This is a genomic window from Algoriphagus aurantiacus (assembly GCF_035156405.1).
Classification (GTDB): domain Bacteria; phylum Bacteroidota; class Bacteroidia; order Cytophagales; family Cyclobacteriaceae; genus Algoriphagus; species Algoriphagus aurantiacus.
Genome location: NZ_JAXRUT010000001.1, coordinates 320,572 through 336,735 on the forward strand (window position 1 = coordinate 320,572; position 16,164 = coordinate 336,735).

The window sequence follows — 16,164 nt, forward strand, 5'->3', positions numbered from 1 at the left end:
TAGTTTTAGTAAAAATTGCGTCTGTTTTGAGGACTTCTATTGCCATATTACCATACTATTTTACTTGCTAATTCCGTCAAAACTTCACTAATTTGGTTTTTTACAAAATAAATAACGAATGCCTCCTTTAATCATAGGTAGTTTTGAAGAGTTTGAAAAGCACAACGGACAGAGCCTAGGCACATCCGAACATTTCAAGATCACTCAGGAACAGATTAATATTTTTGCGAAAGCTACGCATGACCATCAGTGGATACACACAGATCCTACACGTGCAAAAGCTGAGGGAGCATTTGGAAATACCATCGCACACGGCTACCTCACGCTCAGTATTGTACCACATCTTTGGGAGCAAATAGTGGATGTAAGAAACCTGAAAATGATGATCAATTACGGAATTGAATCACTGAGATTTGCTAATCCCGTGCTGGTAGAAAGTGAAGTACGCTTGGTCGCAAAGCTAAAAAATGTAGCAAATCTCAGAGGAACTGTCAAAGCGGAAGTAGAAGTAAAGCTCGAAATCAAAGACCAAAAAAAACCCGCGTTCACCGGAGTTCTGATTTTCCTATACCACTTTCAGTAGGGTTTTCGAATATTGCTCTAAGAATGAGCTGTGGTTTTTGGGCAAAGTAAATCCAGATATTGAAGAGGACTTTTACACCCTTTATAAAGTGGAAATAGAATAGGGCTCTCTAATAGGATCCACTTGTAATAAAAAATAGCCAGGTGATCGCCTGGCTATTTTTTATTATTTTCTTTTGAAGGCGATAGTAGCTCCTCCCTGCTTAAGAGTCATCTCGTTCTTTTCCGGAGCAAATTCGAATATGGCCCCTACCATCGCAAATTCAAATCTGTGATCACCTTTTGCTTCCAGAGGAGCCTCTTTCTGGCCTGTCGGTTTAGCGATGAGCTTATTCCCTTCCCGTACAAAAGTAATCACTAACGGAATCTGCTCTGAAGAATATTCGCCTACATATTGATCCAATTCCTCTTCACTAAGAGAGACACTGGAAAAGTTTGGAATCTTTACCTCATTGCCAAAGTAACTATGCAGCATAGCCAACGAAATGTCATTACTATTGTAGTTTAGAGCATTATAAAGACTTACGACCGTCAGCTTTTCATTAGGGAAATAGCTCAGTTGAGAACGAAAACCATCAATTCCTCCTGAGTGCCCATATGATTTCCTATCACCATAAGGATACTGGAACATTCCTCTACCATATCCATCTTTGATCTCCATCATCAAATCAAGGCTTTCTTGTGTAATGACTTGTCCAGCGAACAGCCCCTCAATAAACTTCGCTAAATCGGTTGTAGTGGATACGATAGCTCCAGCCCCAACTGGTACAGACATATCTGTATAGGGCTCAAAAATCCATTTATCACCTTCAAATTGATAGGATTTGGCTTCTTCCTTTTCAGGAATTTTACCTACATAGGTGTTATTCAACTGCAATGGCGAAGTAATATATTCCTTGATCAGATTGTCATAAGACTGCTTATAGGCTTTCTCTAGAATGTATGTCAACAGCACATAATTGGAATTGGAATAATCTGCCTTACTATCCGGTTCAAAATCACTTCCTCCTGCCACAATTTTCTCTATCATAAACTCCTCATTTTGAGGGGCCTGATAAAAAGTCATATAGACTTCGTCGTTGGTGAAATTGTGAATCCCGCTGCGATGTTGGAGCAGATTACTGATTGTGATTTTCTCAGCATTTTCTATTTGGGGATAAAAATCCGAAAGGGGCTGATCAAGACTCAATTTGCCTTGCTCTACACCTTTCAATACCAATGAAGTAGTGAACATTTTAGTGATAGAGCCTACTCGAAAACGAGATGCGTTGGTCAATTCCTCGTCAGTCAGAATATCCTGATAACCAATTGATCGTTCATACAATACCTTGCCATCATGTGCAAGAAGTACGTTTCCCATGAATTTATTGTGGGTTTCAATAGAGTCTAAAAACTGATCAAGCTTAGAAAAATCCTGTGCTGATGCAACCCCTATGAATCCTCCAAACATGCATAGAAGGATTCCTATGTATATATTTCTCTTCATAAATAATAAATTACTAAAACATATATATCAAAAATAGCCATTCCATTATGGAACAGCTATTTATATATTTTAATCCAATCGGTTTCTCTCTTCAGAGCTTCCTGAATTACTTTTTACGCGAAAGCTTTCTCCTTTGGAGAAGTTGTATTTCAGTGTAAATCTAACACCCTGATTACTACGATACTGTCGGAAATTGGTATCTATTGCCGCAAAATCAATGTTTGCCTTAATCACTTGTGTGCGGAAAAGATCAGTACCGTTCACGGACAAGGTGAGTTTATCTTTCATGATAGATTTAGTCACGCCGGCATCCACCCAGCCAAAGCCGGCAATCTCTCCTTGTCCCCAAATCTGTGGACCGATGTATATCCCCATTACTTCCACCTTAAATCCCAATGGTAAGGTTAAGTTGTGCTGAGACCGAACCATAAATGACGTGTTCGAATTGTCAAGGAAATCATCCCCAATCTGCGTTTTATTTCGGTTGTAATTCACCTGAACCATATTAGAAGTAGCCCACCACTCTTTGATATCTACTGGGATGATAGCTCTGAAGTTGGCATTACGGATTTTGTCAAAATTATCCGAGTAAGTAGTCGTAGTTCGATCTTCTTCATTTTGTACGAATACTTGCATAAAGGCATCTTCTGTCTCGCTGTAGCCCAATGTGAATTGATACATACCTTTCACCACATGGTTCATTTCGAAGTTATTTGAATACTGAGGCTTCAGGTTTGGGTTACCAGTCTCGGTAGTCAGAGGATCAATGTAATACACAAATGGGTTCAGCAATCGATAATTTGGTCTCGTGATCCTGCGGTTGAGATTATAAACAATCTGGTAGTCATCACTGACTTTATGTTGCAAGAACGTGCTTGGAAACAAGTTGAAGTACTTTTGCTTGTTCACTTGATTAAGCGTAACGGAATTGCCAGTGATATCTGAATGTTCACCTCTCAAACCTACTTGATAGGAAAGTTTCTCAGAGAATTTCCCCTTATATGAGAGGTAAGCTGCAAGGACATTTTCATTATAGATAAAACTGTTACTGCTTGGATCTGGTACAAATGGTCCTTCCTCTTGAGACTTGCTCAGATTCAGATTATTATCCGACTTCACCCAGCTACCTTTCACTCCTGTCTCAATTGTATTTCCTTTTCCTACTGGTTTTACAAAGTCAACTTTTGCAGTGAAGATATTGTAATACATATCGTTCAGAGTTAGAATTTTACTATCCATTACATCTGAGGTGTTTTCTCCCACCCATTGCATATTTGTAAGCAAAGACTTACTGTCCGAATTCATTCGAGTGAAGTCAATATCTGAACTGATCTTTGTTCCAATTGTATCAAACTTCGCGTCGTAATGAAGGTTGGCAAAGATTCGATTTCCAGTGCCTTTAGCATCATTATTGGAATCCAAATAGCTGACTTCTGATACACCCGGAGTGATAATCTCCGTCAATGACTCGTTATCATTTTTATCATGAAAGTCGGAGGCCTGCACATTCAATGCAATGTTCTGATTCTCGTTAATCTCATAATTGGCAGCTCCATTGAAAAACATGTTTTTATTTCTAGTGGTAATTCTAGATTCTTGGCTGAATGTGGAGATTCCTTCTGGTAAACTAAAATTTCGATTGATCTCCAAATCATTAAAATTACCATAGTGATTGTAATTCAAATTGGCATTTGTACTCCACTTTCCTTTTTTCACATTCAAAGCCACGCCTGCAGTAGGCAACCACTGGCCATTATACAAGGATCCTGCTTGGATATTTCCAAAAATACCATCTACCGTATTTTTCTTTAGCTTAATATTAATTACCCCCGCAGAACCTTCCGCATCAAATCGCGCAGAAGGATTATTTATTACCTCTATACTTTTGATATTATCGGCTGGCATAGCACGAAGAAAGTTTGCAAGATCCGTGGCACTCATGTAAGTCATTCGATCATTGATCATCACAGTAACTCCGGTCCTTCCATTCAGATTGATTATCCCATCTTGATCTACATAGACCCCGGGAGATCTACCGATCACATCCAAGGCATTCGACCCTTCGGCCATCACTGTTCCTTCTACGTTGATAGTAGTCTTGTCAGGCTCGATGATGATCTCAGGACGGGTAGATTGAACAGTTACCTGATCCAATCCTGTCATTTCATCTTGGATAGATATTGTCTCGAAATCTTTCTTCAACCCTGGTGCGAGTTCAAAAACTGCTGATTCAAAAGGAGTAAAGCCGATGGAAGAAATCACCAGTTTGACTTTGGCTGTTTTCGTCGATTCAATAAGAAACCCTCCATTTTCATCAGATACAGCTCCGTCCACTAGATTACCACTAGTAGCATCTATCAAGGCAACATTTGCATAAGGTACTGGCTGTTCATTTTGGTCTGTGATTTTACCTGTAATCTGGCTGATATCCTTGGCCGCTAGATTACTCACCCCCAGTAGGTAGGTGAAAAGTGTTAAAAAAAGCAAGTTGGTCGTTTTCATTTCAATAGTACTTTGTGTGTCGTTCTGTGCCACCTATTGAAAAAGAAATGCCAAGGCTTGAAATCAGCTTAAATTAGCTTTAAGGGCCGTTTTTGGAAACCTACTAAAAAAAGTCTGTATCGAAACCGTACAGTTAAATTTCAGCTTTGGACATAAAAAAATCCTCGGACAGTGTGTCCGAGGATTTACTAATAGCTTTTAGAAGCTTACTTTTTCAAAGCCTCTATATAATTTGCATTTGCTTGTTCCCAATTGATCACATTCCAGAAAGCTGCAATGTAGCTAGGACGCATATTCTGATAATTCAAGTAATATGCATGCTCCCATACATCAAGTCCGATGATTGGAGTTCCTTTGATTTCAGACACATCCATTAGTGGATTGTCCTGGTTTGCAGTGGATACAACTTCAAGCTTATCTGCTGCGGTGATAATCAACCAAGCCCATCCTGAACCGAATCTAGTAGCTGCTGCCTTGTTGAAAACTTCTTTGAACGCGTCAACATTGCCATACTTAGCATTGATTGCATTAGCCAAATCCCCAGTAGGAGATCCACCACCAGTTGGGGACATGATCTTCCAGAAAAGGCTATGGTTATAATGTCCACCACCGTTATTTCTTACTGCAGTATTAGATCCAGCTACTTTAAGCAACTCTTCTAGAGATTTGCTTTCTAGGTCAGTTCCTGCAATTGCGTTGTTAAGGTTAGTTACATATCCATTGTGGTGCTTACCATGGTGTATCTCCATAGTTCTAGCATCAATGTGTGGTTCCAAAGCCGTGGTGGCATAGGGTAAAGATGGAAGTTCGAAAGCCATATTGTTTATATTTTAAAGTTAAAAGATTGATTAAAAATCCTATGAATAATATGCTTTAGCAACCACGGCAAGTTGAAAAAGGTTCTTAAGGAATCAATTTCCTTTCATTTTCTTAGTTTTTTGAAAAATTCCAATAAAAGCTGTTCGGATTCCTGGGCAAAGGCCCCTGCATAGATTTTAGTTTTTGGATGTAAAATACCCGGATTGCTTTGCAAATAACCTCTTTTGGGATCAGAAGCTCCATAATGGATTTCGTCTATCTGTGACCAAAAAAGCGCCCCTCCGCACATCACGCAAGGCTCCAAAGTCACGTAAAGCCGACAGCCAACCAAATATTTTGCTCCCATGTAATTGGCTGCAGAAGTGATTGCGAGCATTTCAGCATGAGCAGTTACATCATTGAGCTTCTCTGTCTGATTATATGCTTTAGCGATGATTCTATTCTTGGATACTATCACAGCCCCTACAGGAATTTCCCCCTCTTCAAAAGCAATTCTGGCTTGCTTTTGGGCTTCATTCATGAAGTATTCGTGGCTGTAAAGTTCTATTTCCAAAACGGCCTAGAAAAAGTCTAGAATCTCATTCCTCACGCCATCATTGATGATGAATGCAAGTATCAATGATACCACCAAACCTATAAATGCTTTTGACACATCGTTTCTGGCCAGCCTAAAAGCTCTAAACATCCAGGCATTTCTCTTTTCTGCTTTAGCATGTTTTCCTAGGGCGATCGCTATTTCTCTACCTCCAAGCAAACCTATAAATACCCAAGTAGTACTCATCGGTACATTGCTATAAAGCTTAAAGTAGAATAGGATAATCGCATACACAAAATCAACTATAGTTGCAGCACGAACGTCTGTAACACTTGTTTTCTCATTGACAATACCTTGGATTTTATCTCCTTTCATATAGAAAAGGAAGCCGAGCCCAATAAATACGAAACCCGCATAAATAGAGAATTCTACCGCATCTAATTGTCGGGGAAGGAACACTGCGATATTGGCAGCATCCTGCATAATCCATACTGCCCAAAGTGTACCTGAAGTAATCCACTGCAAATAGATCCAATATGGAGCAGGTTTTCCTTTCAAATAGTTCTTGACAAATCGCTCAAGAACAAACCATACTGCTATTGCTATAGAAAAAGCCAATAAGTAGCCCACAAAGCTCTTAAACATGACATCTACTATAGTTCCTGCTTTATAGGTGAATACATTGAGTAGGAGAAAAGTAGTAGAAACCGGCATTCTCAACCTAGTCATAATAAGTAAGACGATAGGAGCTGCAAGCTGAAGGAAAACAAAACTTGTAGGTGCTTTGTCCAGTCCTGGTACGCTCAAGCGCTCGTAAGTCACATCACCATTAAAAGTAAACCAGCTGTAGGTAACTGTACCAACAAAAATCAACCCCATAAATAGCCATAACCAGTACCACTTCTTGTGGTGATTAGAGGCTATGAATGTTCCGATTGTCTGGATACTATCATTTGCAATCGCAGAATAGGCGGCAAGTGCAAATCCAAACCACATTGCAGCGTAAGTGTATGGGGTAATTATAGCGGCAATTGAGATTAGAACACAGATGACAATTAGAAAGGATTTCTCTTTCTTAGTAAAATCAAATAGCGAATAGGCTCCTTTAGAGAGCTTATCCTGATTAATGTTTTGGTCTATTTTATTCTTGGCCATGATTTGGCTTTTGGTCCGTCGCGCAAAATTAAAGAAGATATGCTTCTAACCATGTTATGAAATTGTTAAGTAACAGTAATTCATTTTCAAAAAGATAGTTTTGACTTGTTTTTCGCAAAAAAATTTCAACTTTTGCCCAATATTTTATCAAAAATTTGGATTCTCTTATGGTTTCTTTCGACTTTGTAAGTCCTTATTCCTTAGGTTAAATTTAAGTAAACAGAATAAATTCTGAATCTAATAGATGGAGAGCTTAGAGCCGGAAGAAAACAAAGTAAATAAGACCAAAAGCTATCTGAAGATGCTTTTGGCACTTCTGCTATTCATCTTCGCGATAGATTTGCTCACTGTTGCAATGAGCCATCTGAACAGTCAAGTAGCAGAAAGCATTCTTATGGCTACGAGAAATCCCTTTGTTAGTCTTTTCATCGGGCTACTAATGACGGCGCTAATTCAGAGTAGTTCCACAGTGACAGCAAGTATAGTAGCTGTAGTAGCATCGGGAAATCTAAGCCTAGAACAAGCTGTACCCATGGTGATGGGAGCTAATATCGGAACTACCCTGACTTCTACTCTGGTATCTCTTTCTTATATCATGAACAAGAAACAATTTAAGCGGGCGCTTTCTGCGGGAATGCTTCATGATATTTTTAACATATTCACTGTGGTCCTTTTACTACCATTGGAGGTTTATTTTGGTTTCTTATCCAAGATATCAATCACAATAGCCCACTTTTTCACACCAGACGAATCCTACGTAGGACCCATAGTGTACAATAAAGTATTTACCAGACCAATCTCAGAATGGATCTCTAATACCATTGACCTTCCGTTCTTGACAATGATTCTTTCGATCTTCTTGGTTTTTGCAGCCATTAAGATATTGTCCACTTCGGTTTATAAAGCTTTTGTGCTCAATAGTTTTCAGGAAATTAATGAGCTGATTTTCAAGAATCCATACATGGCATTTGTTTATGGGACTTTTTTCACCGCCGCAGTACAGTCAAGCACAGTGACCACCTCCTTGGTCGTTCCCTTGGTAGCCAATAAAAAAGTTTCTGTCAAAAAATCTTTTCCTTTTATCATCGGAGCCAACATAGGAACTACGATTACTGCTGCGATTGCAGCCATTTATAAGACTGAAGCTGCAATAGCATTAGCAATTGTTCACTTCCTATTCAACTTAATAGGAACTTTGATTTTCCTTCCATTTCCTGTATTGAGAAATCTCCCCGTGACATTGGCTTTATATATGGGCAGCAAATCAGTTAAAAGTAAATTCTTGGGTTTTGCCTATATTCTTTTGACCTTCTTTATCATCCCTTTTTTGCTGATTTATTTCAGTAACGATTGAGAATTTCTCCAAGAATCCATTAACCCTTTTGCAGAGCTTGTTCCTATTCTATCGGCTCCCGCCCTGATCAGTTCCAGCGCAAAATCCAGTGTTTTGATACCTCCACTTGCTTTAATCCCTACAGAGGAAGATAAATTCTCCCGCATCAGCTTGATGTCTTCTACTTTGGCTCCAGCCGAAGCATAGCCAGTGGATGTTTTCACAAAATCCACTCCTGAATCTTGGCAAATCAAACAAGCCTCTACGATTTGTTTTTCATCCAAATTGGCTGTTTCAATAATGACTTTAAGGATTCGCTCTTCATCATGACAAATCTTTGCGATCTGAGCAATTTCGATCTTTGGCCAGTTCATTCCAGAATGGTAAGCCGTCTGCGACCAGACTAAATCCAGTTCGTCCGCACCTTGACGAATAGCCTCCCTAGTTTCAAATACCTTGGTAGCCGTATCAGAATAACCAAAGGGAAATCCGATCACAGTCACCAATTGCACATTCTCTTCGCCTAAGTCTCTTCTTACTTTTTTCAGCCAAAAAGGAGGAATACATACACCGACAAATTGCTCTTCGATCGCTTCATTTACCAGTAAATCCACCTCATCGCCAGTCATTGTAGGCTTTAAAAGAGTGGATTCTAAAAATCGATTTAGGTTATTCATGATGATTTAAGAATTCCGATAGGTATATAAACTCAATAGTCAAATCACCATCCCGAGCAATAGTCGCTCGCTCTAGTATTCCTGAGTTTTCTTCCAAAAGTGCCGGAATCACCCATTTTGTCAACTGAATACCAAACTCTTGGCTTGCTTCTCTAGGAAGCTCACAAGGCAAATTATCAATTGCCATCACAGAAATACTTGTTTGGCTGCCGAAAGCTGGGATTTTCTCACCCGTTTGCCGATCCACATCATAAACAGGATCAGTGATCGTGCTGGTAGTTATCGTAGTCGGAATAGGTCCGCCCACATCACAGCTCACATCAGCAATCACCGAAAGCTGGAAATCCTCCTCTGCAATAGCCTTTAATTCAAATAAGCGAGGTGAATCCGGATCCCAATAAGCTCCAGAAATCAGCATTTCTCCCGCTTCAGCAAACTTCTGAAAATGACTTTCATACCGCTCTGGGAAAGCATAAAACTCTTGCTTATCGAACCCTCCGTCTGATTTCCTTCTATTGTAATCCGCAGAACTTAATTTTACATAAACAGGCTCATCAAAATAAAGATGTAAAAAATCATGGACAGAGACTTCACGTATCTTCAAGGATTTCAAGATCTCCATTGCTCCATTTCCCACACGACCAGAGCCGGTCAAAATAATTTTAACGGGTGGCAACTGAACTTTAGCCAGTTCGCTATGAAGTTCATTAAGATCAGCGCATTCATTCGCACGCTTTATTTCAAAAAGATCCGTCTTTTTGCCATACGTCCAGAAAGCATTATAGGCTCCGATGATCCCCGCCCATCTTCCAAAGGCTACCACACGATTCCCTTCAGCATCCTTCAATGCTTCATAGTCAATAAGTCGGATGTTTTTGTCCAAAACAGCTTGAAGAAGGTTCCTATTATAGGATTGCTTTTTGATGGTATGCGAAAAGAAAAAATAGGTTCTACCCTCAATTAACTGGTCTACCGGCACTTCTTTCACACCGAAAAGCACATCACAGTCAGAAACATCATCAACTACTTCGATTCCAGCATCGATAAATTCCTGGTCTGAGTAGGAGCGAAATGGGCTTGATTGAACCTGGATCGTGAGCTTACCTCGATAATCTTCCTGAATAGATTTCAGCTGCTCTGGTGTAAAAGGAACTCGTTTGTCAGGAGGGTTTTTTCCTTCGCGGATTATTCCGATTTTCATAAAAATTATAGTTACTCTGAAATTTAATATACCCTGATGAATTATGTGCTGCTAACTCTTAGCTGGATCATTTTCTATACACTTCATTCTATTTTGGCTGCTTCCAAGTTAAAAAGAATTCTGCAGGGAAAATGGGGAAAAGCTTACAAATGGTATCGACTGGCATACACCCTAATTTCTGTGGTGCTTTTCATTGGTATCATGATCCAAGCGCTTTTCATTGAAAAAACTATAGTGATACCAAAAAGCGATCTGACCGATTATCTAGCATACATGTTTGCTGGATTTGGGACAATCATCGCTACAAAATCAATCAAAAACTACTCATTAAAACGTTTTCTGGGACTTGATCCTTCGTCTAAAGAAACTGAAACCTTGGATACCACAGGTCTTTATTCAAAAGTCCGCCATCCCCTTTATGCTGGATTGGTATTGATTTTTCTTGGATATTTTCTGTTTTCAGGAACAGTTGCCTCAGCAGTTCATTTCGGTTGTTTACTACTTTATTTACCTTTTGGGACATATTTTGAGGAAAAAAAACTCGTGGTACAATTTGGCGAAGCCTACCAAAAATATAAGTCAGAAGTTCCGTCAATTATCCCAAAGCTGTGGTAAGAATAAACTGAATTAGGTTTACCTCAACGAGATTTGAGTCTTGAATTAGTCCTCTGAAAATTCCGCTAGTCTAACCTCGGCAAACTCAATTTATATTTCATAGAAAGCAATCGGATCGCAATAATCACAGAGATGGAAATCAATAAATTAATATCTCTTGGAACTTCGAAAGAATTGATAATCAAATAAACTATTGCACCTGCTAGACAAGCAGAAGCATAGATCTCCTTCCTAAATAGTATCGGAATTTGGTTCGTCAAAGTATCCCGAAATACTCCACCCATCACTGCTGAAAACATTCCCATAATTGCTGCAATCTCAGGCCTCATACCTAAGCTAAGTGCTTTTTCTACTCCTAGTACAGTGAAAAATGCAATCCCAAGCGTGTCAAATAGGAAGAATGTTTTGCGAAGCTTGCTAAGGTAATTTGGAAAAAAAAATGCTGCCAAAATCCCCGCTAGAATTGCATAGAGAAACTTTACATCATCGATCCAAACGAGTGGATAACTATCCAACAAAATATCTCTAAGCGTACCACCGCCAATGGCAGTAATAAACCCTGTAAACCCAGCACCAAACAAATCATGCTCCAGCTCTCGGATAGCCAACGCCCCCGAGATCGCAAAAACAAAAGTACCAACCAGTTCTAATCCGTATTGTAAATCCATTTAAGAATTCATATTAGTATGCTCTACAATTAGCTCAAGCCAAAGATGTGAACTTATCGCCGATGTTTGTGTGACACATCCATCCAAATTTATTTCGGTTCGTGACACGAACCGAAGCAGTATGTTAGTCACAAGAAAGCCTTCTCCATCACAAAAACTCCCATTGCGCGTTGGCCATGAACCAAAACAGATTTTGGATTTTCTAGGAATTTCAATCCCATTTTTATCAACTTGTCCACATGATCTTCAGCTAGTAAAAACCTTTCAGATCCATCAGGAAGCAAGTATTTACCACCACCAAGTAATTGGCTTTTTTCTTTAATCCCACCAAAGGCGGTAGTCATCCGAAACCACAAAATCCCACCCGGCTTCAATACCCTTAGCATTTCATTCATCATCTGCCAGAAATTGGTTTCATCCTCAGCAAAATGAAGCACGGCTGAACAGATAACAGCATCAAATGCCTCTTGATGAAATGGAATTTCTTCCAATCCTGCAACTTGAAAACGATGTATATCATAGCTCTTATCCAGACTCTTTGCCATGAATCTACAGTACTGAATCGCTGTTTCATTCTTGTCAACACCAAATACTTGATAGCCCCCATTGATGAAATAGACTGAATTTCTTCCTTCTCCACATCCTGCATCTAGGATTTTCATTTCTGTCGAAAATCTACCTTTTAGAATCTGATCTAGCAGATAGATGTCGATATTGCCGAGAAGTCTATTTAATTCAGCGATTTTCATTTTCCCATTTATCTAGAGCTTGAATTGCTTTTTCTCGACCTATCTCAATCAATTCTTCGGCTCGATAAAACTCCAAGGTTCCAGCTTGATTTCTTGCAACCTGAACCGACACATCCACCTCATATTTTTCGATCAACAAGGCAGAAAACCGATCTTGAAGCAAATCAAATGAGCGAGTCATAAGACCAATCGAACTGAGCGATAGCGGCTTTTCTTCTTTTACTTGCTCAGGGAAATACTGGCGCATTTTGTTACGATAGTCAATTACCCAAGCAGGAATAGAAATGAAACTCTTGCCTGTGGAATCTTTTCTAGGCGCTATCACCAATTCTGAATCACCCGCATTCAGGCCTACAACTACAATCATATTTTCTTCTGCTTTTAGCAAAAGTGAAAGTGGTACTGGATTTAATACTCCTCCATCGATCAACTCATGGCGATGAAAGCGAGCAGGTTGAAAAACCGTGGGAATACTTCCAGAAGCACGAATTGCAGCATACAAGCTGCCTTTACGAAAAATCACTTCTTTGCCACTGATATAATCGACCGCATTACAATAAAAAGGAACACTAAGATCTTCAATTTGACAATCCATAATCACTTTTTTCAACGCGTTGTACACTTTTTCACCTTTGATAAATCCCCTACTGGAAAAAGTAAAGTCCATCAGCGAAAAAACATCCAACCTATCCAAATGGCAAATCCAATCCTTGAATTCCTCGATTTTCCCTGCAGCATACATACCGCCAACTAATGCACCAGCTGAGCAACCTGCAATTTCAGCAATGTGATAGCCACGTTTTTCTAGCTCCTCGATCACTCCCACGTGCGCTAATCCCCGCGCTCCACCGCTGCTCAAAACCAATGATACCGATTTACTTTTCTCCATATTATTTAGGGAATAAACAACTAAATTGAAGTCGAAAAACCTTCAACGAAAGTACGCATTATGAGCCAATTTAAACCTTTTCACCTTGCTTTCCCGATCAGAGATATTGCAGAAACCCGAGCATTCTATGGTGATATCCTTGGCTGCGAGATCGGTAGGAGCACTGACAAATGGATAGATTTCAACTTCTTTGGTCACCAGCTTTCCGCACATATCAAGCCTGAGGAATTGGCTCTTGCCAAAACTAATGCAGTAGATGGCAAAAATGTGCCAGTGCGTCATTTCGGAGCTATTTTACCATGGGAAGAATGGCACGAACTAGCCGATAAACTGAAAGCTCATGGGATAGAATTTGTGATAGAACCTTATATCCGCTTCAAAGGAGAAGTAGGGGAGCAGGCTACTATGTTTTTCCTAGATCCCTGTGGCAACGCCTTAGAATTCAAATCTTTTCAAGATGAAACTCAGATTTTCGCCAATTAATCAAACGCTTTGAAAAACCATTACTTGGATTCAGGAATCGGTCGAATGATCGAAATAGAAGGCAGAGAATACCTCTACTTTAGCGGAACATCCTACTTAGGCATAGCTCAGAATACGGATTTTCTGGATATTCTGGCTAATAATCTATTTGAATTTGGAGCTAATCATGGTCAGAGCAGGATCAATAACATTCGGTTAAATGTATTTGATGATTTTGAGGAATCATTTGCATTATCGGCAGGAGCGCCTGCGGCAGCGGTTTTAAGCTCAGGATACCTGGCAGGAATTGCAGCATGGAAATCTCTGTATTCAAGTTCGGATCAGACTTGGATAGCTCCAGATTCCCATTCCGCTATAATACCAGATCAACACATCGCTCCAGTTCAACTTAATTTTATGCAATGGAAAAACTGGTGTTTAGAACAATCTGATGCGCTTTCACCTCAGAAAATACTGATAATTGGAAATGCTGTGGATCCGTTCCACTGCGATATACATGATTATAAGTGGGTAAAGGAACTAGCGAAAAAACATAAAGTAAGTCTTTTAGTAGATGACAGCCATGCCTTCGGAGCTTTTGGGAATAGTATATATGGCACTTTTCAATCATTGGCTGATCCATCTCTAAACGTTCTTGTGACAGGATCTCTAGGTAAAGGCCTGGGATTACCGGCAGGAATTATTTTGGGAGAAGATTCGCAAATCAACAAAATTAAAGCGACTGCACTTTTTGGAGGTGCATCTCCTAGTTCTCCGGCTCATTTGCAAACTTTTTTGGAAATGGAAGACTTGTATCTAGACAAAAAAAGCTGGTTGGAGGATGCCTGCGGAATTTTTGCTCAAGAAACTGCCATGATTTCTCAGATCCATGGAAGTAAATACTTTCCAGTATTTGCCTACTCAGATCCCACTTGGGCAAAGGAATTTGAGAAGTCTGGAATAATCACTTCCTCATTCCCTTATCCTACGGCAGATAGCCCATCTGTAAATAGAATCGTGATTTCTGCCTATCATGAATTGGGAGATCTGATGTATATCAATGAAATAATCCGTGGTTTGGTGTGATGAAGAGATATTTAGCTCCTTTAGTTTTGCTATCAACACTTGTAATATCTTGCTCACCGGCAGATAAAGTTCCTTTTGAGGATGGGCTGGGAGATTATCCAGCACTTAAGAAAGTTCTCGATAATTTGGATAAGTATCAGGTGCAGATTATCTATACTAAGATAGAACGCAATGAGCACGGTAATCCTTTGATGACCGAATATCCCGTCAATCTAGATGATGAACGCTACTTCTATCCCGCTTCAACAGTCAAATTACCCGTTGCTATTCTTGCATTGGAATGGTTGGAGGAGCAAAATATTGAGGGTTTGACTGCGGAAACGACTATGCTGGTTGACTCAGGTCGTCCTTCACAAACCCCTGCTTTCGTGGATCTTTCTGCGAAAGATTCTCTTCCTAGCATCGCACATTACATCAAAAAGATCCTGCTGGTCTCAGACAATGATGCTTATAATCGCTTGTATGAATTACTGGGACAAGATTACATCAACAAAAAACTTAAAGAAAAAGGACTAGAACATACCATTATCAATCACAGGCTAAGTAATTCCGCCAGCCCAGAGGAGAATAGAGTCGTCAATCCAATTCGTTTCATGGATTCAGCTGGCAATGTGATTTTTGAGAATCCCGAGCGGGTAACTGAAGCCACCTATTCAAACGTGGATAACTCAATAATTGGGAAAGCTTTTTACGCTGGAGATTCCTTGGTGCAGAGTGGAATGGATTTTACATATAAAAACAAATTTGCTCTTTCGGATCTTGATGAGGTGGTGAAAAGAATAGTATTTCCCTATGCGTTTATAGAATCAGAGAGGTTTTCCATCACAGAAGATCAAAGGGAATTTTTCTTGAAATACATGAGCATGCTTCCTGCAGAGAGTGATTTTCCGAAATACCCTAAATCAGATTTTTGGGATACTTATTCTAAATTCTATTTAGATGGAAATGATAAACGTGATTTGCCTGCAAACATCCGTATTTTCAATAAAACAGGACAAGCCTACGGTCATTTGCTCGATGCGAGTTATTATATGGATTTTGATAAAGGAATTGAATTTTTTGTTTCAGCCGTGATCTACGTAAATGAGAACGAAACGCTCAATGATGACCAATATGAGTATGATAAAATAGGTTTTCCCTTCTTTGCCGAATTAGGAGACTATCTCTACCAATTGGAATCTGAACGCAAAAAGATGATTCCAGCAGATTTGAAAATGTTTAAATTAGATTATCAGGAAAATTCAGATAAATAAATCCTGAGGGCTCAATTACTAAATATGAAACAAAACAATACACCATTCTTATACCGCTCCTTTTTTAACTTTTGGTTGGTTTTTATCCTTCCTGCTGGGATTATCACCATCATCATAACTCATATAATTGCTGAAGGCTCACTTACCTTAGA

The 16,164-nt window shown here is 39.5% G+C and carries 16 protein-coding genes; 6 read left to right on the forward strand and 10 right to left on the reverse strand.

Annotated elements, in window-relative coordinates:
• Positions 1 to 118: 118 nt before the first annotated feature.
• Positions 119 to 583, forward strand: coding sequence for a MaoC family dehydratase (locus SYJ56_RS01250; protein WP_323831650.1), 465 nt, complete (start codon positions 119 to 121; stop codon positions 581 to 583).
• A 165-nt stretch (positions 584 to 748) separates the two neighbouring features.
• Here SYJ56_RS01250 and SYJ56_RS01255 read toward each other — a convergent pair whose 3' ends face one another.
• From SYJ56_RS01255 to SYJ56_RS01275, 5 genes are all read right to left on the reverse strand, one after another.
• Entirely contained in the window at positions 749 to 2,068 is a 1,320-nt protein-coding gene (locus tag SYJ56_RS01255) for a serine hydrolase domain-containing protein (protein WP_323831652.1), read from the reverse strand.
• A gap of 69 nt (positions 2,069 to 2,137) precedes the next feature.
• Positions 2,138 to 4,570: a TonB-dependent receptor domain-containing protein gene (locus SYJ56_RS01260; protein WP_323831654.1), complete on the reverse strand. Its 2,433-nt coding sequence runs from the start codon at positions 4,568 to 4,570 to the stop codon at positions 2,138 to 2,140.
• A 206-nt stretch (positions 4,571 to 4,776) separates the two neighbouring features.
• On the reverse strand, positions 4,777 to 5,388 hold the full coding sequence (locus SYJ56_RS01265) for a superoxide dismutase (protein WP_323831656.1): 612 nt from the start codon (positions 5,386 to 5,388) through the stop codon (positions 4,777 to 4,779).
• Between the two features lie 104 nt (positions 5,389 to 5,492).
• The gene (locus tag SYJ56_RS01270; protein WP_323831885.1) at positions 5,493 to 5,936 is read right to left on the reverse strand and encodes a nucleoside deaminase; all 444 of its coding nucleotides are present in this window, start codon (positions 5,934 to 5,936) and stop codon (positions 5,493 to 5,495) included.
• Between the two features lie 12 nt (positions 5,937 to 5,948).
• Positions 5,949 to 7,079: a hypothetical protein gene (locus tag SYJ56_RS01275; RefSeq protein ID WP_323831658.1), complete on the reverse strand. Its 1,131-nt coding sequence runs from the start codon at positions 7,077 to 7,079 to the stop codon at positions 5,949 to 5,951.
• Positions 7,080 to 7,323: 244 nt separating this feature from the next.
• Between SYJ56_RS01275 and SYJ56_RS01280 the strand changes: the two genes are divergently transcribed.
• Positions 7,324 to 8,433 carry a Na/Pi symporter gene (locus SYJ56_RS01280; protein ID WP_323831660.1) on the forward strand — a complete coding sequence of 370 codons (1,110 nt, stop codon included), beginning with the start codon at positions 7,324 to 7,326 and terminating at the stop codon, positions 8,431 to 8,433.
• Here SYJ56_RS01280 and deoC read toward each other — a convergent pair.
• Both deoC and SYJ56_RS01290 read right to left on the reverse strand, forming a co-directional pair.
• On the reverse strand, positions 8,415 to 9,089 hold the full coding sequence (gene deoC, locus SYJ56_RS01285; protein WP_323831662.1) for a deoxyribose-phosphate aldolase: 675 nt from the start codon (positions 9,087 to 9,089) through the stop codon (positions 8,415 to 8,417). The genes SYJ56_RS01280 and deoC overlap by 19 nt on opposite strands.
• The gene (locus SYJ56_RS01290; protein WP_323831663.1) at positions 9,082 to 10,290 is read right to left on the reverse strand and encodes an NAD(P)-dependent oxidoreductase; all 1,209 of its coding nucleotides are present in this window, start codon (positions 10,288 to 10,290) and stop codon (positions 9,082 to 9,084) included. Before SYJ56_RS01290 ends, deoC begins: the two co-directional genes overlap by 8 nt.
• A gap of 36 nt (positions 10,291 to 10,326) precedes the next feature.
• On the opposite strand from SYJ56_RS01290, the gene SYJ56_RS01295 reads away from it, so the two are divergent.
• Positions 10,327 to 10,905, forward strand: a complete 579-nt coding sequence (locus SYJ56_RS01295; protein ID WP_323831664.1) for a methyltransferase family protein — start codon at positions 10,327 to 10,329, stop codon at positions 10,903 to 10,905.
• 65 nt (positions 10,906 to 10,970) lie between these two features.
• Here the strand turns inward: SYJ56_RS01295 and SYJ56_RS01300 are convergent, their stop codons facing one another.
• From SYJ56_RS01300 to SYJ56_RS01310, 3 genes are all read right to left on the reverse strand, one after another.
• Positions 10,971 to 11,573: a trimeric intracellular cation channel family protein gene (locus SYJ56_RS01300; RefSeq protein WP_323831666.1), complete on the reverse strand. Its 603-nt coding sequence runs from the start codon at positions 11,571 to 11,573 to the stop codon at positions 10,971 to 10,973.
• Between the two features lie 128 nt (positions 11,574 to 11,701).
• Positions 11,702 to 12,322, reverse strand: a complete 621-nt coding sequence (locus SYJ56_RS01305; RefSeq protein ID WP_323831668.1) for a class I SAM-dependent methyltransferase — start codon at positions 12,320 to 12,322, stop codon at positions 11,702 to 11,704.
• Positions 12,309 to 13,211, reverse strand: coding sequence for a patatin-like phospholipase family protein (locus SYJ56_RS01310; protein WP_323831670.1), 903 nt, complete (start codon positions 13,209 to 13,211; stop codon positions 12,309 to 12,311). The genes SYJ56_RS01305 and SYJ56_RS01310 overlap by 14 nt, the downstream gene beginning before the upstream one ends.
• Before the next feature lie 60 nt (positions 13,212 to 13,271).
• Here SYJ56_RS01310 and SYJ56_RS01315 point away from each other — a divergent pair, with 60 nt between their 5' ends.
• The 3 genes from SYJ56_RS01315 to SYJ56_RS01325 are packed head-to-tail and all read left to right on the forward strand — an operon-like array spanning position 13,272 to position 16,012.
• Positions 13,272 to 13,694 (forward strand): VOC family protein, encoded by a 423-nt coding sequence (locus SYJ56_RS01315; protein WP_323831672.1) that lies wholly within the window; start codon positions 13,272 to 13,274, stop codon positions 13,692 to 13,694.
• Between the two features lie 9 nt (positions 13,695 to 13,703).
• Positions 13,704 to 14,759 (forward strand): aminotransferase class I/II-fold pyridoxal phosphate-dependent enzyme, encoded by a 1,056-nt coding sequence (locus tag SYJ56_RS01320; protein ID WP_323831674.1) that lies wholly within the window; start codon positions 13,704 to 13,706, stop codon positions 14,757 to 14,759.
• The gene (locus SYJ56_RS01325; RefSeq protein ID WP_323831675.1) at positions 14,759 to 16,012 is read left to right on the forward strand and encodes a serine hydrolase; all 1,254 of its coding nucleotides are present in this window, start codon (positions 14,759 to 14,761) and stop codon (positions 16,010 to 16,012) included. The genes SYJ56_RS01320 and SYJ56_RS01325 overlap by 1 nt, the downstream gene beginning before the upstream one ends.
• The last annotated feature ends 152 nt before the right edge of the window (positions 16,013 to 16,164 follow it).

Excerpts from the sequence above, each read along its gene's own strand:
- SYJ56_RS01250 (WP_323831650.1), top strand. The coding sequence starts at position 119 with ATGCCTCCTTTAATCATAGGTAGTTTTGAAGAGTTTGAAAAGCACAAC.
- SYJ56_RS01255 (WP_323831652.1), bottom strand. The coding sequence starts at position 2,068 with ATGAAGAGAAATATATACATAGGAATCCTTCTATGCATGTTTGGAGGA.
- SYJ56_RS01260 (WP_323831654.1), bottom strand. The coding sequence starts at position 4,570 with ATGAAAACGACCAACTTGCTTTTTTTAACACTTTTCACCTACCTACTG.
- SYJ56_RS01265 (WP_323831656.1), bottom strand. The coding sequence starts at position 5,388 with ATGGCTTTCGAACTTCCATCTTTACCCTATGCCACCACGGCTTTGGAA.
- SYJ56_RS01275 (WP_323831658.1), bottom strand. The coding sequence starts at position 7,079 with ATGGCCAAGAATAAAATAGACCAAAACATTAATCAGGATAAGCTCTCT.
- SYJ56_RS01280 (WP_323831660.1), top strand. The coding sequence starts at position 7,324 with ATGGAGAGCTTAGAGCCGGAAGAAAACAAAGTAAATAAGACCAAAAGC.
- deoC (WP_323831662.1), bottom strand. The coding sequence starts at position 9,089 with ATGAATAACCTAAATCGATTTTTAGAATCCACTCTTTTAAAGCCTACA.
- SYJ56_RS01290 (WP_323831663.1), bottom strand. The coding sequence starts at position 10,290 with ATGAAAATCGGAATAATCCGCGAAGGAAAAAACCCTCCTGACAAACGA.
- SYJ56_RS01295 (WP_323831664.1), top strand. The coding sequence starts at position 10,327 with ATGAATTATGTGCTGCTAACTCTTAGCTGGATCATTTTCTATACACTT.
- SYJ56_RS01300 (WP_323831666.1), bottom strand. The coding sequence starts at position 11,573 with ATGGATTTACAATACGGATTAGAACTGGTTGGTACTTTTGTTTTTGCG.
- SYJ56_RS01305 (WP_323831668.1), bottom strand. The coding sequence starts at position 12,322 with ATGAAAATCGCTGAATTAAATAGACTTCTCGGCAATATCGACATCTAT.
- SYJ56_RS01310 (WP_323831670.1), bottom strand. The coding sequence starts at position 13,211 with ATGGAGAAAAGTAAATCGGTATCATTGGTTTTGAGCAGCGGTGGAGCG.
- SYJ56_RS01315 (WP_323831672.1), top strand. The coding sequence starts at position 13,272 with ATGAGCCAATTTAAACCTTTTCACCTTGCTTTCCCGATCAGAGATATT.
- SYJ56_RS01325 (WP_323831675.1), top strand. The coding sequence starts at position 14,759 with ATGAAGAGATATTTAGCTCCTTTAGTTTTGCTATCAACACTTGTAATA.